Origin of the sequence: Fictibacillus sp. FJAT-27399 (assembly GCF_001510655.1) — a bacterium.
Lineage (GTDB): Bacteria > Bacillota > Bacilli > Bacillales > Fictibacillaceae > Fictibacillus_C > Fictibacillus_C marinisediminis.
Genome location: NZ_LMVC01000002.1, coordinates 1021809 through 1040846, shown reverse-complemented (window position 1 = coordinate 1040846; position 19038 = coordinate 1021809). Strand labels below are relative to the sequence as shown.

21 protein-coding genes are annotated in these 19038 nt (G+C 44.6%); 3 read left to right on the top strand and 18 right to left on the bottom strand.

Annotated features, from left to right (window positions below; genetic code table 11):
- The 11 genes from spoIIIAG to AR335_RS10205 form a co-directional block, all read right to left on the bottom strand.
- Entirely contained in the window at positions 1-654 is a 654-nt protein-coding gene (spoIIIAG, locus tag AR335_RS10255) for a stage III sporulation protein AG (protein WP_062235078.1), read from the bottom strand.
- Positions 644-1282, bottom strand: a complete 639-nt coding sequence (gene spoIIIAF, locus AR335_RS10250) for a stage III sporulation protein AF (protein WP_062235075.1) — start codon at positions 1280-1282, stop codon at positions 644-646. Before spoIIIAF ends, spoIIIAG begins: the two co-directional genes overlap by 11 nt.
- Positions 1283-1294: 12 nt before the next feature.
- Positions 1295-2497: a stage III sporulation protein AE gene (spoIIIAE, locus tag AR335_RS10245; protein ID WP_062235072.1), complete on the bottom strand. Its 1203-nt coding sequence runs from the start codon at positions 2495-2497 to the stop codon at positions 1295-1297.
- 6 nt (positions 2498-2503) lie between these two features.
- Positions 2504-2893, bottom strand: coding sequence for a stage III sporulation protein AD (spoIIIAD, locus tag AR335_RS10240; protein ID WP_082683440.1), 390 nt, complete (start codon positions 2891-2893; stop codon positions 2504-2506).
- Between the two features lie 18 nt (positions 2894-2911).
- Positions 2912-3115: a stage III sporulation protein AC gene (gene spoIIIAC, locus AR335_RS10235; protein WP_053357922.1), complete on the bottom strand. Its 204-nt coding sequence runs from the start codon at positions 3113-3115 to the stop codon at positions 2912-2914.
- Positions 3116-3132: 17 nt separating this feature from the next.
- Positions 3133-3645: a stage III sporulation protein SpoIIIAB gene (spoIIIAB, locus tag AR335_RS10230; RefSeq protein WP_062235066.1), complete on the bottom strand. Its 513-nt coding sequence runs from the start codon at positions 3643-3645 to the stop codon at positions 3133-3135.
- Positions 3642-4586: a stage III sporulation protein AA gene (gene spoIIIAA, locus AR335_RS10225; protein ID WP_053357920.1), complete on the bottom strand. Its 945-nt coding sequence runs from the start codon at positions 4584-4586 to the stop codon at positions 3642-3644. The genes spoIIIAB and spoIIIAA overlap by 4 nt, the downstream gene beginning before the upstream one ends.
- Before the next feature lie 123 nt (positions 4587-4709).
- Positions 4710-5267, bottom strand: a complete 558-nt coding sequence (gene efp / locus AR335_RS10220) for an elongation factor P (RefSeq protein WP_053357919.1) — start codon at positions 5265-5267, stop codon at positions 4710-4712.
- 20 nt (positions 5268-5287) lie between these two features.
- Positions 5288-6361, bottom strand: a complete 1074-nt coding sequence (locus tag AR335_RS10215; RefSeq protein ID WP_062235064.1) for a M24 family metallopeptidase — start codon at positions 6359-6361, stop codon at positions 5288-5290.
- 26 nt (positions 6362-6387) lie between these two features.
- On the bottom strand, positions 6388-6822 hold the full coding sequence (gene aroQ / locus AR335_RS10210; protein WP_062235061.1) for a type II 3-dehydroquinate dehydratase: 435 nt from the start codon (positions 6820-6822) through the stop codon (positions 6388-6390).
- A 67-nt stretch (positions 6823-6889) separates the two neighbouring features.
- The gene (locus AR335_RS10205; protein ID WP_062235058.1) at positions 6890-7390 is read right to left on the bottom strand and encodes a YqhR family membrane protein; all 501 of its coding nucleotides are present in this window, start codon (positions 7388-7390) and stop codon (positions 6890-6892) included.
- A 190-nt stretch (positions 7391-7580) separates the two neighbouring features.
- On the opposite strand from AR335_RS10205, the gene AR335_RS10200 reads away from it, so the two are divergent.
- Positions 7581-8531: a DUF1385 domain-containing protein gene (locus AR335_RS10200; RefSeq protein WP_053357915.1), complete on the top strand. Its 951-nt coding sequence runs from the start codon at positions 7581-7583 to the stop codon at positions 8529-8531.
- 12 nt (positions 8532-8543) lie between these two features.
- On the top strand, positions 8544-8903 hold the full coding sequence (locus tag AR335_RS10195; protein WP_234293245.1) for an SA1362 family protein: 360 nt from the start codon (positions 8544-8546) through the stop codon (positions 8901-8903).
- Here AR335_RS10195 and AR335_RS10190 read toward each other — a convergent pair.
- From AR335_RS10190 to AR335_RS10175, 4 genes are all read right to left on the bottom strand, one after another.
- Complete coding sequence (locus AR335_RS10190) at positions 8900-9826, bottom strand: patatin-like phospholipase family protein (protein ID WP_369795810.1); 927 nt, start codon at positions 9824-9826, stop codon at positions 8900-8902. The two genes, AR335_RS10195 and AR335_RS10190, sit on opposite strands and share 4 nt — an antisense overlap.
- Before the next feature lie 76 nt (positions 9827-9902).
- Positions 9903-10331: a transcriptional regulator MntR gene (gene mntR / locus AR335_RS10185; RefSeq protein ID WP_062235052.1), complete on the bottom strand. Its 429-nt coding sequence runs from the start codon at positions 10329-10331 to the stop codon at positions 9903-9905.
- Positions 10332-10604: 273 nt separating this feature from the next.
- On the bottom strand, positions 10605-13163 hold the full coding sequence (locus AR335_RS10180) for a vitamin B12-dependent ribonucleotide reductase (RefSeq protein ID WP_062235048.1): 2559 nt from the start codon (positions 13161-13163) through the stop codon (positions 10605-10607).
- A 336-nt stretch (positions 13164-13499) separates the two neighbouring features.
- Positions 13500-14336, bottom strand: a complete 837-nt coding sequence (locus AR335_RS10175; protein WP_062235045.1) for a lipoate--protein ligase family protein — start codon at positions 14334-14336, stop codon at positions 13500-13502.
- Between the two features lie 153 nt (positions 14337-14489).
- Between AR335_RS10175 and AR335_RS10170 the strand changes: the two genes are divergently transcribed.
- Entirely contained in the window at positions 14490-14867 is a 378-nt protein-coding gene (locus AR335_RS10170; protein ID WP_053357910.1) for a rhodanese-like domain-containing protein, read from the top strand.
- Between the two features lie 44 nt (positions 14868-14911).
- Here AR335_RS10170 and gcvPB read toward each other — a convergent pair whose 3' ends face one another.
- Genes gcvPB through gcvT form a run of 3 tightly spaced genes read right to left on the bottom strand, consistent with a single transcriptional unit; the run spans position 14912 to position 18832 of the window.
- Positions 14912-16369, bottom strand: coding sequence for an aminomethyl-transferring glycine dehydrogenase subunit GcvPB (gene gcvPB / locus AR335_RS10165; protein WP_062235042.1), 1458 nt, complete (start codon positions 16367-16369; stop codon positions 14912-14914).
- Positions 16369-17709 (bottom strand): aminomethyl-transferring glycine dehydrogenase subunit GcvPA, encoded by a 1341-nt coding sequence (gene gcvPA / locus AR335_RS10160; protein ID WP_053357908.1) that lies wholly within the window; start codon positions 17707-17709, stop codon positions 16369-16371. The genes gcvPB and gcvPA overlap by 1 nt, the downstream gene beginning before the upstream one ends.
- Positions 17710-17734: 25 nt before the next feature.
- Complete coding sequence (gene gcvT, locus AR335_RS10155) at positions 17735-18832, bottom strand: glycine cleavage system aminomethyltransferase GcvT (protein ID WP_062235039.1); 1098 nt, start codon at positions 18830-18832, stop codon at positions 17735-17737.
- Positions 18833-19038 lie beyond the last annotated feature (206 nt).

The following is a 19038-nucleotide window of genomic DNA, read 5'->3' as shown; positions in this document are numbered from 1 at the left end:
TTATTCCCCCTCAAATTTTTTCGGTATCACTGATACTCTGTCGCTTCCAATATCAAATACTTTTGTAACCGCATCTATGATCATTTCCTTTATGCGCAGGTTTTCCGCACCCTCTGCAGCCACGATTACACCACGGACTTTAGGCTTCTCCGTCGTTATGATGATGGGCCTTTCTTCATCACCGCTTTTAATCGTCACCACTTCTTCATCGGTTTTGATGTCATTGATCGTTCGCTCTCCGCCGTTCTTATCCGTTTCTTTGGTCGTCTGATTTTGCCTTCTCTCGTTCTTCTCAATCTCCTTGATCTCCGTAGTATCAAGAGTAACCATCACCCTGACCTTCTTAACACCGGAGATCTGCTCTAAAATGTCTTTCAATTGTGTTTCATAGTTATCTTCGTACGCTCTGAACTTCTTTGAAGTAGAGGTCCCGGAGGATTTAAATACGGTTTTTGCTTCTTCCGGCGCCTTTATGGCAGCCGTTGGCAAGCTACCGTTCTCCGAAGATGGCGGGGTGAAAATTTTACTTGCGATCATAATGGCAAAACCAAGCAGCAGAAGAAGCCAGATATAAGGAGGCGGCCCTTTTTTGCCGTTGCCGCCGGGAAGCAGGTCCAATATTTTTTGAAGCGACCCCTTACTCCTACCCGGCATTTTCCTCTCCTCCTTCCGTAGAGATCAGTACGTTCTCTTTTTTCATCTGCCATTTCTTTGCTAGGAACGTTTGAACAGGATTAGCTTTAATTTGCGTTTCTTTTTCTTTCTGGACAGGTTGATCTGCGTTTATTTCCACGTTCTTAACAGCCGGTACCATTATGTCTTTCTTATCTCCGCCCTGCCCGATGATGACATGGACTGAATCTATGTCATTTGCTTTCAGCTTACCTTGAGCAGGTCCATTTTTAGGGATCAATTGCAGACTTAGTATCGTTACACCATAGTTTGCCTTCAACTCCTCTTTTACTAGGTTTTCCATGTGGACACGCGTTTGTTCTAAAATATATGCAGACTGGGAGTCTTGTATTTCTCTTTTATTCTTTTCTATCGAATTTTTTATATCATTCTCATTGAACTTATGCTCAACACCGATCGCCTCGAATACTTTGTCCACATTGGATCCAGCAATTTTTAGTATCGGGTTGAGGATCGCCAGGATCAGAAGCAGTCCGACCACCATTTTGATATATTTTTGAAAACTGCTATTGGGTATGAGCAAATCCACGATAACAGCAAGGAGAATGATCAGTACGATATTTGAAATCCAGTCTGTCAAAAAATTCATTTTGGCCTCCTGCTAACGGATCATTAATGATAGATTTCCTGCTGCTACAATAACCGTTACCGCAAGAAAGAACATGATGGAGACCGTTGCCAGGGCTGCAAAAATATACAACACGCTTTTTCCGATAATACCCAGGCATTCGATGATCGGTCCGCCTCCCAGCGGCTGAAGGACTGCAGCTGCAAAACTGTAGATAAACCCCAGAGCAAGTACTTTGATGGCTGGAAAAACAGCCAGGAGAAACAAGATGGCAACGCCTGCAATACCAACTGTATTTTTCAATAGTACTGAGGCACTCATGACTGTATCCGTCGCATCCGTGAACATCCGGCCCACGACCGGGATGAAGTTGCCGGTGATAAATTTGGCGGTTTTTACCGTAATTCCGTCAGCTACCGCTGTCGTCGCTCCCTGTACACTGATCACACTTAGAAAAACCGTAAAAAAAACAGCCAGCGCCCCCATTCCAATAGTTCTCAGCAGCTTTGCCAGCTGGGTGACCTTATGATGCTCAGACAGTGTGCTCACAATGCTCAGCAACGCCGACAGGAATAATAGGGGGAGAACAAAATTGTTGATTAAAAGACCGCTCGAATTGACCAGAAACACGATGACCGGGTGAAAAAATGCAACCGATGTCACGCTTCCTACTGTGGCCATCAGAGCGAGCAGGAGAGGAACGAGAGCCATCATAAAGTTCATCATCGTGCTGATCGATTCCTGGGCATATTGCATGGCGATGTGGAAGCTGTTTAAGGCAAGTATGATCAATACCATATAGATGATAGAGTATGCGACCTTGCTGATAGTATGGTGCTCAAAAGCATTTTGGATCGTCTGCAGCAGCATACTGAAAACAGTCAGTAAAATGAGCGTGCCAAGCAGCTTCCCTTGAATAAGAACTTCATAGAATAAATATTTTAAGATGCCTAATGCCCATGCTTTTATACTAAAATCTTTTTCTCCTTTTATGAATTCCATCAGAGACCCTTTTTGCGTTTCCGGCAAAAAGCCTCCGTAGTCTGTCATAATGGTTGTCCAATATTCTTTAATATCCTCTACCCCAAGCTTGGACAGCTGATCATCCATGATGTTTTGGGTGATGGAAGAGGCTCTGGCCGGCTGCACTCCATTGTTCCATGTATAGAGTCCATATAACAAAAGAAATAAAAAGATTAATTTCTTGGATAATAATTCCTGCTGTGCCGTCTTCATCACCTCCTACTTCGGAATCAAGTTAATGACTGTCTCAATAATGATAGACAAGATCGGGATCGCCATGACAAGAATGAGAATTTTGCCCGCAAGTTCGATCTTGGCAGCGATTGCACCCTGCCCGGCGTCCCTCGTAATCTGTGAACCGAACTCGGCAATATATGCAATACCGATGATCTTCATGATCGTTTCAACGTACATAAGATTGATATGTGCTTCTTCAGCCAGGTGCTCCAGCATCCTTAACACTAGAGCAATCTGATCGATCAAGAATAGAAAGATCGTAATTCCTACAACGAGGGTAAGCAAAAAGGCAAAGGACGTTTTTTGTTCTTTCAGAATGAGAGCAAGAAACGTACCTATTAAACCTAATCCTACAATTTGAAGAATCTCAATGTTGGAAACCCCCTTCAGTTACTGAAAAAGAAAGACGCCTTTCACTTTTTGAAACAGGTCGCTTAAAAGTGAAATAACGATAAATAACGCTACTATGAACCCAAGCAGTGTCACCCAATTTGCATAATCTTCTTTTCCAACCATCTTCAGAACACTGTGCAGCATCGCCACAATGATTCCAAGACCAGCAATTTGAAAGACAACGTTCACTTCAAAACCCATCTGATTTCCTCCCATGACTAGAACAATAAGATGATGAGAAGCAGCCCCGCAAGAATACCGAGACTCTTGTACATTCTTTCATATTTCAACTGTGCTTCGTTCGCTTCAGAAAGTTCTCTCTCCAGATGTACGAGTGTTAACTTGATTTGTCTTTGCTGGTTTTCCCGGTCGTGTCTCCCAAGGGTTGCGCCGAACTGCCTGAGGATCTCGATCTCCTCTTTTTTAAAGGCAGAGGCGTCGGACAGACCGGCTAAACCACTCTCCCAAGCATCCAGTACAGAAGAAGCCGATTCCTCCAGCCGATTCGATACATCGAGAAAAAATTCGGCAACCGGCCCTTTCAGCTGGGTACTGAGATGGAGGAAGGCTTCATCAAGCGGAATGAGGCCGTACATGATTTCAGCCTCCAGCGATTGGAGGCCTACTTTCAGCTGTCTAAGCTGTTTCGGCCTTTCTCTTACTTTTTTAGCCAGCTCAAAGCCGATCCATGTAGTCGACAGTAGAATAAGTACCGCTCCAAACCAGTTCATGGCCTGCTCTTCATTTCTGCAGAGATACGCTTCCTGTTCTCATCATAGATCCCTCGGACGGTGCCAGGTTTGCCTGCCCTTGTCAGTTCAATGTACCTGTCAAAAAGCTTCATATCAGCAAGAGGGGAAATGGCAGGACGCCGGAGCGCTTCTTCAAGGGAGTGTCCGTGAACGGTCATCATCATTCCTACCCCTGCGTTCATCGCTTCCAGAATGGCATCCACATCTTCTTTTCTTCCGATCTCATCAACAATCAGCACTTCCGGGCTCATCGACCGGATCATCATCATCATGCCTTCCGCTTTGGGACAGGCATCGAGCACGTCCACTCTTTGTCCCAATACAAACTGCGGCACCCCCTTCACACTCCCTGCAATCTCTGAGCGTTCATCAACAATGCCTACTTTGCTGGATGGTATATTGTTTTCCGGCCATCCTGCACTGACCGCTCTTGCAAGATCCCGCAGCAGCGTTGTTTTTCCTGTCTGAGGCGCTCCCACGATCAAAGTGTTAAGCCACCGGCGGTTATGGTAGAGAACCGAAAGGAAAGGATCAGCGCTTCCGATTTTTTGTCTGGCGATGCGGATGTTATAAGAACCGATATCTCTAATCGCTTTTACTTCACCTTTTTCCGTGATCACTTTACCCGCGAGACCCACCCGGTGTCCGCCTTTGATGGTGATATAGCCTCTCTTCAGTTCTTCTTCCAGAGCGTAAAGGGAATACCGGCTTAGCTTATTGATCAGCTGAACGCCATCTTCCGGACGAACGATATAATATCCGCTTCCGGTGGAAGGGTATTCAGGTTTGCCATTAATGATCAGCTCAAGCGGTTTTTGCAATCGAAAACGGATTTCCTCAAGTTGATCTAACCGCTCCTTCGGGTACTTTATAATCAATTTACAGACAGCTTCCGGCAACACGGCCATTACATTTTCCAAGCGCACCACCCCAAAAAGAAATAGGTATTATACCTTATGCTTGTCAGCACGCTTTATGACCTGAGGAAATACAAAAAAGCTCCATCCCTCCGATGAGGAATGAAGCTTTTTGCATGTGTAAATTTACGCTCTGGAAACGTAGTCACCTGAACGTGTATCAATGATTAATTTGTCGCCTTGGTTAATAAAGAAAGGAACTTGTACAATCAAGCCAGTCTCAAGAGTAGCTGGTTTTGATCCGCCTGAAGCTGTATCGCCTTTAATTCCAGGTTCTGTTTCTGTAACTTCCAATTCTACCGTGTTCGGCAGCTCAACCCCGATGGTTTCGCCTTGATAGGTCATGATCTGAACGACCATGTTCTCAAGCAGGAATTTTAATTCATGCTCAAGCTGAGCGGATGTGAGTTCGGTTTGTTCATACGATTCATTATCCATGAACGTATGTGTATCACCTGAAGCATATAAATATTGCATTTTTCTATTCTCGATGTGAGCTTTAGCTACTTTTTCACCGCCGCGGAACGTTTTTTCCTGAATGCCCCCTGTACGGAGATTGCGGAGCTTAGAACGAACGAAGGCAGCTCCTTTTCCTGGTTTTACGTGCTGGAACTCCATTACCTGCCAAATCCCGCCGTCTACCTCAATGGTCAATCCTGTTCTAAAATCATTAACTGAAATCATCGCTTTTCCTCCTGATCATACTAACCTAAAATAAGCATTTCTTTTGAAGAATGAGTAAGAGATTCATTCCCCTGTTCCGTAATAAGGGCATCATCTTCAATCCTTACTCCGCCTAAACCGGAAACATAGATTCCCGGTTCTACCGTGACGATCATACCCGCCTCAAGAACGATGTCTGAATGGACAGCAAGACTAGGTCCTTCATGAACCTCGAGGCCAATGCCATGACCCGTCGAATGCCCGAAATTTTCACCATATCCCTGTTCGGTAATATAGTCCCTCGTCAAGGCATCTGCCTGCCTTCCAGTCATTCCGGGTTTTATTCCCTGCATTCCCCTTGCCTGTGCTTCATAAACCGTTTCATAAATCTTCCGAAGCTCCGAAGAAATTTCGCCAACAGCAACCGTCCGTGTAATATCCGAGCAATAGCCTTTATAGTATGCTCCAAAATCAAGGGTGACGAGTTCTCCCTCGCTTATTTTCTTCTGAGAAGCTACTCCATGCGGAAGTGCGGAGCGATAGCCTGATGCCACAATAATATCGAAAGAAGAAGACGATGCCCCATTCTTCCTCATGAAAAATTCAAGCTCATTCGAGACCTCAAGCTCAGTTAGGCCAGGTCTTATGTAAGAAGTGATATGAGAGAATGCTGCATCCGCAATTTGTGCGGCTTCCTTTAATATCTTAATCTCTGAATTATCCTTAATCAAGCGTAATTTTTCAATCAGACCGGAAATCGGCACAAGCTCCGTGTCCTGGCTGCAGATGTACTTCTCGTACGTGCGGTATTGCGCAAAGGTGAGATGATCCTGCTCGAACCCGGCTTTCCTTATTCCCATTTCGGCCGCGGCTTGAACAGCTTTTTCCTGAATAGCAGCAGTGTGCTTAATAACCTCAAAGTCTCTCGCTTGTTCTGCTGCCTGATCCATATACCTGAAATCGGTAATGAGTTTCGCTTCTTTTTCAGAGATGACAAGCACACCAGAACTTCCTGTAAATCCGCTGAGGTATCTTCGATTTTTCCCGGATGTTACGATGAGCCCGTCAATATCATGGTTTTGAAATTCCGCTCTAAATTTCTCTAATCTTGACATGCCTTTTCCTCCCCTAATGCCCTATTTTAGCTGAACGAATCAAGCAGTGCTAAAACCGCAAGCTCATAGCCCTTGAACCCGAGACCTGCGATCTGTCCGGCCACAACAGGTGCGATGACCGAATGGTGGCGAAATTCCTCTCTTGCATGAATGTTTGAAATATGTACTTCAACAACCGGGATGTTCACACTAGCAATGGCATCCCGAATTGCATAACTATAATGTGTAAAGGCCCCTGCATTTAAGACGATCCCGCCAAATTTACTCTCTGCTTCTTGAATCCAGTCCAGTAAGATCCCTTCATGATTGGATTGCCTGCACTCTACCTTCACGTTTTTTATCTCTCCGAAATGAATGAGCCGCTGTTCAAGAGAAGCCAGTGTGTCATCACCGTATATGGAGGGCTCCCTTGTACCGAGCCGGTTCAAATTCGGGCCGTTAATGACCAGTATTCGTTCCATGATTGGCCCCCTTAAAAAAATAGAATGTTCCATGAACATTCTATCATACAGGTATTTTTTTGAATAGTTAGGTACTTTCCCCGCTTTTTGAAGGTTGCCGTTCCTGATATTCGAAAGATATGGAGTACCCAACGAAAATGCCATACAGAATATACAGGCACAGTGTAGTGGCAATCGTATTTCTTCCTATTTTACCCATCGGTTCCAAGCCTGGAAATATGGGGTGGAGCAAGTAAAAAACGATGACCCAGAGAACAATACCGAAAAAGAGGCCGCCAGCCATACTTTTTACTTTTGCTAGAAGATATCGGTAACAAATAGCAACGAGAATGGAAAGAAGAGAAATGGCAATGACACCGATGAGCTGGCCAAGCCATAGCGACTTCCATTTTCCAAGCGCCCATGGTGCAAGGATGAGCCCTGGTCCAATCTTGGACAAATTAAGGTAGTATGCAAAATAACCGACAAGCCCCCAGAAAAGCCCCCCAAAGAATCCAACACTGACCACCCTGGCCATAAAGGACATCGGTTCTTCTCGCTTATTCTTGTCCTGTTTAAAATCATCCATTGGAAAAAACACCTCCATCATACAGTATGTCCCGTTTTCTTTCATTGCTTTCAATAAGTTGAGTTCTATTAATATTCCGTGTTAAAAATGTATAAAATGGGAAAAATAAAGATAACGCACGATTGCCTAGAGGTTTATAGCTTTTTCCTGTAGAATTAAGCTAATAAACATAAAGGGTAGAGGTGTAGAAATGACAGAAAACAAAAAACCGGCATACGGCGGCCAGGCAGTCGTCGAAGGGGTGATGTTTGCCGGCAAGCACACATATGTTACCGCCATCCGCAGGAATGATGACAGTATTGAGTATTTCGAAGTGATTAAGCGCTACAGCCCATGGCTGAACAAGATTAAAAAGGTTCCTTTTCTTCGGGGGATCGCGGCTATTCTGGAGGCCAGTTCAAACGGAACCAAACATTTGAACTACTCTACTGAAAGATATAACGTCCCGCCAGGTGAGGAATTAAAAAAGGAAGAGTCCTCCCCATCCAAAGCGATGTTCGTTTTCAGTCTGGCCATTATTGGCATCGTCTCTTTTCTGTTTGCAAAATTTGTTTTTACCCTAGTTCCTGTTTTTCTCGCAGAAGCATTCAGGCCTTGGGTGCAAAGCCATATCGGCCAAAACCTGCTGGAGGGATTCTTTAAATTTCTTTTTCTCCTATCGTACATTTACTTTGTGTCTTTAACGCCAACAATAAAAAGAGTCTTTCAATACCACGGAGCGGAACACAAAGTAATTAATGCCTACGAGAACGGTTTTGAACTTACCGTTGATAATGTAAAGAAGCAAACCAGGCTTCATTACCGCTGCGGAAGCAGTTTCATACTGTTTACGGTAGTGGTCGGAGTCTTTATCTATCTGTTCGTTCCGTCTGATCCTTTATGGCAGCGGGTTGTTTACAGACTAGTGCTGATTCCGGTAGTCCTCGGTGTTTCTTTTGAAGTTTTGCAGATTACGAACAAACTAAGGAATGTCCCTGTTCTCAAATATCTCGGATTTCCTGGCTTATGGCTACAGCTTCTCACCACGAAAGAACCTGACCGTGAACAGACCGAAGTGGCCATCCTGTCATTTACCGAAATGCTCCGCCGGGATGCCGAACATGAAAAAAGAAAACTCGAAAACAGTACAAAAATCGTTTAATTCTTCAAGGAGGTGAACCTGTTGCATCGAAAATCATTTCATCCAGTCATTTGGGTTATTATCGTGTTGGCAGTAATTGGACTTGGGTCACAATTATTCTTTTCACCTCAAAAGTTAATCACGAATTTGCTCATGATCGGCTTGGTTGTTGCTCTTGTTTATTTTATCTTTCAGCGGTTTCGTCCCGGTGAAAACGGAAAATACAAAAAAGCGGTAAAGCAGTCCAAACGAAAATATAATCAATCTGCCCCACCGATTAAGAAGAGTTCAGCTGCAAACAAACCCGCTCCATTCAAAAAACGTAAAAAAGAACACAACCTCACAGTAATTGAAGGAAAAAAGAATAAGAAAAAAAATCGAGCTTCTTTTTAGGCTCGATTTTTATATGGGGTCCATATTTTTTTTCCTGCCACCCACCGGTTTAAAAACTCTGTTCCCTGCAGATACCCAAAATCCATTAAAGCATTTTTCGTTTCCTCTGCCAGTTCGAAATCAACGACTGAAATTTCCTTTACAGGGATAAAAATAATATCACTCGCATCATACTTGGAAATATGGCGGTTATCATGGGCTTCCATCATCGTCTGAAACAGAGCCTTAAACAAGTTAAAGGCATTGTTCACTTTATGCGCCGGAATATTTCCGTACGATGAACTTAACTGAAACCCAAGGACCGGCCGTTCAGACGTTCGGTCTTTTCGCTGAAACAGCCAAATCGGAAAATTGCTTAAAACACCCCCATCTACAATAAAGCTTTTTTGGCCCAGGCGGTTATAAAGGGTGATCGGATAAAAAAAGTAAGGAATGCTGCAGCTCATCCTTACCGCTCTGGCTACCGGAAACTTTTCTTTCAGCAAACCGTATTCCTGCAGGTCATCAGGCAGAACGACCAGCCTTCCACGGGTAATATCTGAAGCTATAATTTTCAGCGATCCGTCCTGAATATCCGCAAAAGTCTCAATGCCTTTTGCCTTTAAAAGCTCCTTAACCCATCTTTCAAGGGCATCCCCTTTATAAAGACCTAATTTCCAATACACCTTCAGCCAATTCATAAACGGTATGGGCACCCATGATTTCTTTTCATCAAGAAACTGTTTCAAATCGACATTGTGAATAAGATCTTTCAGTTCAGCAGAGGTATATCCAGCTGCTACGAGGGAAGCCACGAGCGCCCCGGCACTCGTTCCGGCTACACGTTTGAATTGAAGGCCCCTCTCTTCTGCTGCCTGAATGGCACCTATCAATGATATCCCCTTAATGCCACCGCCTGAGAATACTCCATCCACCATCATCATGAATTCCCCCCTTTATTATCCTAATCACGAGGGGAAGTACAATATTCAACAAAAATAAAAACAATCACAACGCCTGTTATGATTGTTCCTGATTTTTTTGCTGTATCTCTTTTAATACTTCAACTCTTTGCGGATCTTCCTCAAAATATTGCAAAAGATCCCCGATCCTGTCGATGGCATTCCAGCTTAAATGATGCTCGATTCCTTCTACGTCGTCAAAGATTTTTTCCTGGTCAACACCGATAACTTTTAAAAAGCCTTCCAGTAATTCATGCCGGTAAACGAGGCGTTTGCCGAGTTTTTTTCCGTTTGGCGTTAATACGAATCCGCGATACTTTTCATAGACGAGGTACTTTCCTTTATCCAGCTTTTGTATCATTTTTGTAACTGAGGAGGGATGTACTTCCAGACTTTCAGCAAGATCAGAAACCCTGGCATATCCTTTTTCTTCAATTAACGCATAGATTCGTTCAATATAATCTTCCATGCTGGGTGTTGGGGGCATGCTGTTCCCTCCGATTCATTCTTTCTCTGCTCTGTCTAAAATTTTACTATACAAAAGAAAGGGTGACAAGGCTGTTTGATTTTATATGTAACAGAGTGCACTCTGGGCTCTGCGCTTTCGTGATGAATTTACTGCTTTCGGGCGGCTGAGAAGTTTTTTCGGGCGCCTTAAGAAAATATTCGGGCGGCAGTGGGATTTTGCCTTTCCAGTACTTCCGTCCGTAAAAAAAGAGGCCGACCCGCAGGTCATGCCTCTTTTATAAAAGAACTGTTCTTACAATCCACATTTTAGCTGAGTGTTGCAGTTCGTGCACGTGTTGCAGCCGCCGATTTCTTTTACTTTTCCTTTGCGGCAGACTGGGCATGTATTGCCAACCTCGTTTCCGACTGTAACATCTGTTGAGCGAAGATCTGTAATCGTATCTACAAGTACTACTTTACTTTTTTCTTCTTCCCCAAGGTTCATTTCTGTTTGTTCAAATGACTCCTCAGCCTTCAGCGTTAAGACTTGGGCATCACGGCTTCCGTCCACATACACGGTCCCGCCTTTTGCTCCGCCTTTGTATAAACGCTCATACACTTTTTTCACCTGATCGACAGAATAGCCCTTCGGCGCGTTCACCGTTTTACTTATGGAGCTGTCTACCCAGTTTTGGATCACACATTGCGTATCCGCATGCGCTTCAGGAGACAATTCCATAGCTGAAACAAAGAATTCAGGCAGGTTGTTTTCGTCCGCTTCCGGATTCCGATCCAAATATTCTTTGACGATATCCGCTTTCACTTCAATAAATTTACCCAGTCTTCCGCTTCTGAAGTACGAGAAGGAGAAGTAAGGTTCAAGCCCTGTCGAGACACCAACCATGGTCCCGGTGCTTCCTGTAGGAGCCACAGTTAATAAATGCGAGTTTCTGATCCCGTATTTCAAGATGCCTTGTTGGATATCTTCCGGCAGTTTTTTCATATAGCCGGTTTTAATAAAGTTCTCACGAAGCTGTTTCGTTTCTGCTTCTGTCTTTCCCACCAGGAACGGGAAGCTTCCTTTTTCTTTGGCAAGCTCGATGGATGTACGGTATGCGGTAGTGGCGATGGTTTCAAAGATTTTATCCACCATCTTGTTTCCTTCTTCTGAACCGTACATTGTTTCGCAATAGATGAGTAGATCATGAAGACCCATGACACCAAGGCCGACACGGCGCTCACCGAGTGCTTGGATGCGGTTTGGTTCAAGGAAGTAAGGTGTCGCGTCAATTACATTGTCTTGCATTCTAACGCCAACTTCTACTGTGCGCTCCAATTTCTCAAAATCTATCGTTTTGTACTCTTTGTCTGCCATGGTGCCGAGGTTAACAGCAGCAAGGTTACAGACAGAATATGGTGCAAGAGGCTGTTCTCCACATGGATTTGTCGCTACAACCTTCTGCCCATAGGCAACAGCATTGGTCATGTCGTTAGCATTATCGATAAAGAAGATGCCTGGTTCAGCTGAGTAGGTTGCACAAATGTTAATGAGGTTCCAAAGCTCTCTTGCTTTGATCCTTTTATAAACACGGATGCTGTAGCCCTTTTCTTCCCAGACTCTTACATCACCAGCTTCATGCCATTCTTTGTTGTAAGCTCTCATTTCTTCCGGTGTGTAATTTTCAACGTTCGGGAAGCGAAGAGCGTACTCTTCATCATTTTCTACAGCTTCCATAAATTCTTTCGTGATCGTTACTGAGATATTCGCCCCTGTCAGGAATTCGGAATTGTGAACACTGTATGTTCCCCCATCACGCAGCATACGCTCTGCCTCACGGTGAACATCTGCATCAAATCCACCTGTTCCCGGAATCTCTTTGTAACGTAGAATTCCTTCATACATCGCTTTTTCCGTCGGTGTCAGCGGAGTAAATTTAAGCTTGTCCTGAGCGACCTGCTTAATTTTTTCGTCCTCTGTATTTTCGATCAGGTAACGAAGGATTCTTGGGTTTTGCATTTTTGAAATAATAAAATCGATAATGTCAGGGTGCCAATCCGCGAGCATGATCATCTGAGCGCCGCGGCGACTCCCGCCCTGCTCAACCAGATGGGTAAGCTTCGCAATATCATCCAGCCATGATACCGATCCGGATGATTTCCCGTTTACTCCGCGCGCCAGAGCGTTTCTCGGCCTTAAGGTCGAACCGTTTGTTCCTACCCCTCCGCCGCGGCTCATGATCTCCATTACTTGTTTACGATGATCAGAGATTCCTTCTCTTGAATCCTTTACATAAGGCATCACGTAGCAGTTGAAATACGTAACGTCTGTTTCTGCACCGGCACCATATAGAACACGTCCTGCCGGAATAAAGTTCATCTCGGAAAGTTCTTTGTAAAACTTCTCGAAAGATTCCTGACGTTTTTCTTCAGTGGTTTCCACACTTGCTAGCCCTGTCGCATTTCTCTTTGCGATCTGCTCATAAAACACTTCAAGCGGCTTGTCCATCACGTCCAAAGAACGGTTGATAATTCCTGATTCCGCTTCCTCCGGCTTATCAAGGGCAGACTTGAACTCATCTTCTACCCTGACACGCGCAGTTTTCGCTTCCCAATCGATACTGACGATGTATCCAAGTCCTCTCGCAGGGAATTTCGGGTCTTCTTTGACCGTTAATACAACGAAATCTCCTTCCTTTAATGTTTTCCTCTCTGTATCTTTAAAACTGTACCTGTCCAGCATTACAAGACGGGAAACACCTTTATGCGCTGTTTTCATGTCACCTGTTATGGGGTGTACTTGGGGAAATTGTTCAATATCCTTATTCAGCATTTCAATGTTAATTCCTGAAGGGTCATGTACCGCTACTCCCATCATTCTCCTCCTTATGAAAAAATCCAATCTTTTTTCTATATGTTGTATGTAGTTAAGTTACCACTATACTATATATAGGTAAACCTGTTGTCAAAATATTTATCTTGTCAAACTAGAAAATCCAAGCTTTTTTAAGAAAAACATAGAATTTGATGTTTTTCCCGCTTCAAATCCCCTCAATTCTACACATTTAAAGATTGAAAAAAATACCAACGAAAGGAACCTTGTAACATCGGGCTTTATTGAACATCCTTGTGGACAGCCCAAAAATTTTTTCTGGCTTGACAAGTGCAAAAAATAAAAACCGAGACAGCCATCGTTGTCCCGATTTCCACCTTATCTTCTAAACGTCCATTCTTTACTTCTATATCTTGATTCAGCGATCTGTTCTACTTCTTTCTGCTGCTCTTCATTCAAAGTGTACGGCTGCAGATCGAGCTGCAATCCTTCTTCAAACCCGGCATGGAAAGCTTTCTTCGCTTCTTCTTGTGTGACCGGTGTTTCCCTGAGCTGGTTCATGGCTACCGCCTTATTCTTAAAAGCCTTCTGCATCCGCTCACGGACACGTTCACTGGAGTACACAAAAAGATCAAACAGTTTGTCTTCATCCAGATCCAGCAGGATGGAACCATGCTGCAGAATAACCCCTTTTTGGCGGGTTTGAGCACTGCCGGCTACTTTTCTCCCCTCTACCACGAGTTCGTACCAGGAAGGAGCATCAAAACAGACAGCCGAGCGAGGATTTTTCAATCCCGCCTTCTCTTCCTCTGTACGCGGGATGGCAAAATAGGCGTCCAAACCAAGGTTGCGGAAACCTTGCAGAATGCCCTCGGATATAACCCGGTAGGCTTCCGTCACTGTTTTAGGCATGTTAGGATGCTCTTCGGTAACAATCACACTATATGTAAGCTCCTGATCATGGAGAACTCCGCGGCCTCCCGTCGGACGGCGCACAAAGCCAAGGCCGTATTTTTCAACCGCCTCAAGGTTAATCTCCTTTTCGGCCTTTTGAAAGTAGCCAATGGACAGCGTTGCTGGATTCCAGCCATAGAACCGGATGACCGGTGGAATTTTGCCTTCGCTGTGCCACGTCAGTAATGCTTCATCCAATGCCATGTTATAGGCAGGATCACAGTTTCCTGAATCAATGAATAACCACTTTTCTCTCTCCATATAACTATCTCCTTTTTAGTACCCTACTAGTTTATCAAAACTATGACTCCTGTCAAAACATCAAGTACTGCCAATTTTTTTATATTATTCTTTTGATTCTGGCGGGCTGTGAAGATATAATTGAAGGAGATAGAAAAAAGGAGTGCAAATGAAATGGAATGGATTATCGTTCTTGCTATTTTGGCAGCGGTTCTCGTCTACCTCGTAGTGACCGCGCTGTATCAAAAGAAATATTTAACAACGCTAAGCGAAGAGGAATTCAGAGCTGGATACCGTAAAGCACAGCTGGTTGATGTCCGTGAACCGGAGGAATTTAAAAAAGGGCATATACTTGGTGCGCGAAACATTCCTCTGACACAAATGAAACAGCGTAAAATTGAAATTCGCCAGGACAAGCCTGTCTATCTATACTGCGAGAGCGGTATGCGCAGTGCCAGAGCCGCACAATTCCTGCGTAAAAATAAATATACTGACCTTTCTCATTTGAGAGGCGGATTTAAAAAATGGACTGGCAAAGTTAAATCATCATGATAAAAGGTTCGGGAGTAATCTCCCGAACCTTTTTTATTAGTATTCTACTTTACATAACGTAATACTGGTTTACGGGCAGCCATCGCCTCATCCAGTCTTTTGACAACTGTTGAGTGCGGCGCCTCCTGAACGACTTCTGGAGACTTTTCGGCTTCCTTAGCAATTTGGATCATCGCATCGATGAATTCATCCAGCGTCTCTTTTGACTCGGTTTCTGTCGGTTCGATCATAATCGCCTCTTCTACGCTAAGAGGGAAATAGATGGTCGGCGGATGATAACCGAAATCAAGCAGGCGCTTTGCCATGTCCAGTGTACGTACTCCGAGCTTCTTCTGTCTTCTGCCGGACAGTACAAACTCATGTTTGCAATGCTGTGTGAACGGAAGATCAAAATGGGGCTCAAGCCTTCTCATCAAATAGTTGGCGTTTAGCACCGCATACTCTGAAACATTCTTAAGTCCCTTTGGACCCATCGTACGGATATAGGTGTAGGCGCGGACATTTATGCCGAAGTTTCCGTAGTATGGTTTTACTCGGCCGATGGATTGTGGACGATCGTATTCAAATGTGAATCCTTCTTCTTTTTTCACAAGAACAGGTTTTGGCAGGAACGGGATCAAGTCTTTCTTCACTCCAACCGGACCAGATCCAGGTCCGCCGCCGCCGTGAGGGCCTGTGAACGTTTTATGAAGGTTTAAATGCACGACATCAAAACCCATGTCTCCCGGGCGTGTGTAGCCCATGATGGCATTCATATTGGCACCATCGTAGTAAAGTTTTCCTCCGGCTTCATGGACGATAGCCGCCATTTCAAGGATGTGCTCCTCAAAAAGACCGAGTGTATTCGGGTTCGTCAGCATAAGAGCGGCCGTATCTTCCCCTACAACACGGCGAAGGTCGTCAAGGTCAACAAGTCCGCGCTCATCGGATTTAACGGTAATAGAATCAAAACCCGCAACGGTTGCTGATGCAGGATTCGTTCCGTGAGCCGAGTCAGGAACGATGACTTTTGTACGGTGGCTGTCACCATTTGCTTCATGGTAAGCACGGATCATCATTAATCCTGTCCACTCTCCATGGGCACCGGCTGCCGGCTGAAGGGTTACTTCGTCCATCCCCGTAATTTCAGCAAGAGAGGTCTGAAGGTTATAAAGCATCTCCATCGCACCCTGAACAGTTTCTTCGTCCTGAAGAGGGTGGATCTGTGCAAATCCAGGGTATCGTGCCACATCTTCATTAATTTTTGGATTGTACTTCATCGTGCAGGAACCAAGCGGATAGAATCCGGAGTCTACACCGTGGTTGCGTTTAGAAAGAGCCGTATAATGGCGCATAATCTGAAGCTCGGAAACTTCAGGAAGCTCAGCTGGCTCTTCACGGACATAATCAGAAGGAATAAGACTATCCAGGCTTACTTCCGGAACATCAAGATCGGGAAGACTGTAACCGACTCTGCCCTCTTTGGACAATTCAAAAATAAGTGCTGTATCATGATTGTTCATTATAGCCCCTCCAATACCGTTGCCAGTTTATCAATCTCAAGCTTAGTACGCAGTTCAGTAACTGCAATGAGCATGTGATTTTCAAGGTCAGGATAATCCCGGCCCAAATCATATCCGCCGATCATTCCGTTTTCAATCAATTCTTTATTGATGGCTTTTACAGGTTTGTTCAGTTTTACGACAAATTCGTTAAAGAAAGGTGCACTAAATGGAACGGAAAGACCTTTTTCTTCAAGAACATTCTTTGCGTAATGCGCTTTCTGGATATTCTGTCCTGCAATATCTCTGATGCCCTGCTTTCCAAGAGCGGTCATGGCAACAGAAGCAGCCAGGGCATTCAATGCCTGATTCGAACAGATGTTAGAGGTCGCTTTGTCGCGGCGGATATGCTGCTCACGCGCCTGCAGTGTCAATACAAAACCTCTTTTGCCGTTCTCATCGACCGTCTGTCCGACGAGACGTCCCGGAACCTTTCTCATCAGCTTTTGTGTTACGGCAAAATAGCCGCAATGAGGTCCGCCAAACCCTTGAGGAATTCCGAAAACCTGTGCATCTCCCACGACAATGTCTGCTCCAAACTTGCCAGGTGGAGTAAGTACTCCCAATGACAGCGGATTACTCGAAACAACGAACATGGCTTTTTCGCTGTGAACAATTTCCTCAATCTCTTTCAATGATTCCACTTGGCCAAAGAAGTTAGGATATTGTACGAGTACACAGGCGGTCTCTCCATCCACCGCTTCTTTAAGCTGATCCAGATCCGTCAGTCCATCCTTTGTTCCTACCTCAACAACTTCGAGAAACTGTCCGTTAGCGTAGGTTTGAAGAACAGCACGGGATTCCGGGTGAACACTTTTGGATACGATAATCTTTTTGCGTTTTGTTTGTCCTGCAGATAACAATGCCGCTTCTGCAAGGGCTGTTCCCCCATCGTACATGGATGAATTCGCTACATCCATGCCTGTAAGCTCACAGATCATCGTCTGGAATTCGAAGATTGCCTGAAGTTCTCCCTGAGAGATTTCGGGCTGGTACGGTGTATACGCTGTATAGAATTCAGAGCGGAGTGTTACATGGTTTACGATTGATGGTGTGTAATGGTCATAGACACCCGCACCTAAAAAGCTTGGATAGTCTTTCGTATTTTTGTTTTTTTGCGCAAGTCCTGACATGTATTTTACAAGCTCTGGCTCAGAAAAGGCCTTTTCAATCTGAAGTTCTCCTTTAAAGCGGACCTTTTCTGGAATATCTTTGAACAATTCTTCTGTCGATGCTATACCGACAGCTTTCATCATTTCCTTTTTATCTTGCTCTGTCATCGGCAAATAACGAAACGTCATGTGAATATCCTCCCCAGTGGCTAATTTAGCTGCGTTTATAGAACGGCGACTTAACGATAACCGCCTTTAATCGTTTTTGTCTTACTTGTACTTCCACTTCTGTTCCTAATTCAGTAAACTCGCTTTTTATCAGAGCCAGACCCAGATTCTTTTTCAGAGTCGGTGATTGAGTGCCTGTGGTGACTTCTCCGATGCGTTCTCCATCCTTGAAAACTTCATAATGAGACCGTGGAATACCCTTGTCGATCATCTCAATACCCACCAACTTACGAGGTGCGCCTTCTTCTTTCTGTTGTTTGAGGACTTCCTTGCCGATAAAATCTGCTTCTTTATCCGTTTTTACTGCGAAACCGATTCCCGCTTCGATCGGAGTGATGTCTTTTGTCAGCTCCTGGCCGTAAAGCGCAAGTTTCGCTTCAAATCGCAGCGTATCCCTTGCACCTAAACCGCATGGAAGAATTCCCTCTTCTGCACCTGCTTTGAGGATAAGATCCCAAAGCTTGACTGCAGCCTCAGGACGGCAGTAGATTTCAAATCCGTCTTCACCTGTATAGCCCGTGCGTGATACAAGCGCTCTGTTGCTTTGCAGGTCTACATCATTTTTAAATTTAAAAAAGCCAATGGAGGACAGCTCTGTATCAGTCAGCTTCTGAAGAATCTTCTCTGCAGCGGGCCCCTGCAAAGCGAGCTGAGCTGTAGAATCAGAGATATTGGTCAGCTCAACGCCTTCTGTTACATGTGACTCAAGCCAGTTAAAATCCTTTTCGATGTTGGATGCATTCACAACGAGAAGATAATGCTGATCACTGTGCTTATAGACAAGCAGGTCGTCAACAGTGCCCCCGTTTTCAAAGCACATTATGGTATATTGTGCGCTTCCGTCTTTCAGCTTGGAGATGTCATTGGTGAGCATGTACTGCAAGAAGTTCGTTGCTCCTTCACCTTTCACTTCAAATTCACCCATGTGAGATACATCAAAGAGCCCGGCTTTTGTACGGACTGCCTCATGCTCTTCCCCTATACGGGAAAACTGGACAGGAAGCTCCCATCCGCCAAAGTCGATGACTTTGCCGCCATGGCCCTTGTAAACTTCAAAAAGTGGTGTACGCTTTAATTCCCCCATTACTCTTCCTCCTTTTAATCCATCATTGGTAATATTCAAAAAATTCCAAGTAAAAATCACACAAGTTGATCCGTTGAACAGGATATCACAAAAAAGGACAGAGAAATACCTTTGCTAGGTATCCCTCTGTCCTTTAACCAGTAAGTTTCTCAGGGGCTTGCCCCTTCGTTTCTTCGTTGGTGGCCGCGTGACCGCGGACGCTCTCC

What these genes read in the sequence shown, in the direction of transcription:
- spoIIIAG (WP_062235078.1), bottom strand. Translation starts at nt 654, where the DNA reads ATGCCGGGTAGGAGTAAGGGGTCGCTTCAAAAAATATTGGACCTGCTT.
- spoIIIAF (WP_062235075.1), bottom strand. Translation starts at nt 1,282, where the DNA reads ATGAATTTTTTGACAGACTGGATTTCAAATATCGTACTGATCATTCTC.
- spoIIIAE (WP_062235072.1), bottom strand. Translation starts at nt 2,497, where the DNA reads ATGAAGACGGCACAGCAGGAATTATTATCCAAGAAATTAATCTTTTTA.
- spoIIIAC (WP_053357922.1), bottom strand. Translation starts at nt 3,115, where the DNA reads ATGGGTTTTGAAGTGAACGTTGTCTTTCAAATTGCTGGTCTTGGAATC.
- spoIIIAB (WP_062235066.1), bottom strand. Translation starts at nt 3,645, where the DNA reads ATGAACTGGTTTGGAGCGGTACTTATTCTACTGTCGACTACATGGATC.
- efp (WP_053357919.1), bottom strand. Translation starts at nt 5,267, where the DNA reads ATGATTTCAGTTAATGATTTTAGAACAGGATTGACCATTGAGGTAGAC.
- AR335_RS10215 (WP_062235064.1), bottom strand. Translation starts at nt 6,361, where the DNA reads ATGTCAAGATTAGAGAAATTTAGAGCGGAATTTCAAAACCATGATATT.
- aroQ (WP_062235061.1), bottom strand. Translation starts at nt 6,822, where the DNA reads ATGGAACGAATACTGGTCATTAACGGCCCGAATTTGAACCGGCTCGGT.
- AR335_RS10205 (WP_062235058.1), bottom strand. Translation starts at nt 7,390, where the DNA reads ATGGATGATTTTAAACAGGACAAGAATAAGCGAGAAGAACCGATGTCC.
- AR335_RS10200 (WP_053357915.1), top strand. Translation starts at nt 7,581, where the DNA reads ATGACAGAAAACAAAAAACCGGCATACGGCGGCCAGGCAGTCGTCGAA.
- AR335_RS10190 (WP_369795810.1), bottom strand. Translation starts at nt 9,826, where the DNA reads ATGATGATGGTGGATGGAGTATTCTCAGGCGGTGGCATTAAGGGGATA.
- mntR (WP_062235052.1), bottom strand. Translation starts at nt 10,331, where the DNA reads ATGCCCCCAACACCCAGCATGGAAGATTATATTGAACGAATCTATGCG.
- AR335_RS10180 (WP_062235048.1), bottom strand. Translation starts at nt 13,163, where the DNA reads ATGGGAGTAGCGGTACATGACCCTTCAGGAATTAACATTGAAATGCTG.
- AR335_RS10175 (WP_062235045.1), bottom strand. Translation starts at nt 14,336, where the DNA reads ATGGAGAGAGAAAAGTGGTTATTCATTGATTCAGGAAACTGTGATCCT.
- AR335_RS10170 (WP_053357910.1), top strand. Translation starts at nt 14,490, where the DNA reads ATGGAATGGATTATCGTTCTTGCTATTTTGGCAGCGGTTCTCGTCTAC.
- gcvPB (WP_062235042.1), bottom strand. Translation starts at nt 16,369, where the DNA reads ATGAACAATCATGATACAGCACTTATTTTTGAATTGTCCAAAGAGGGC.
- gcvPA (WP_053357908.1), bottom strand. Translation starts at nt 17,709, where the DNA reads ATGACGTTTCGTTATTTGCCGATGACAGAGCAAGATAAAAAGGAAATG.
- gcvT (WP_062235039.1), bottom strand. Translation starts at nt 18,832, where the DNA reads ATGGGGGAATTAAAGCGTACACCACTTTTTGAAGTTTACAAGGGCCAT.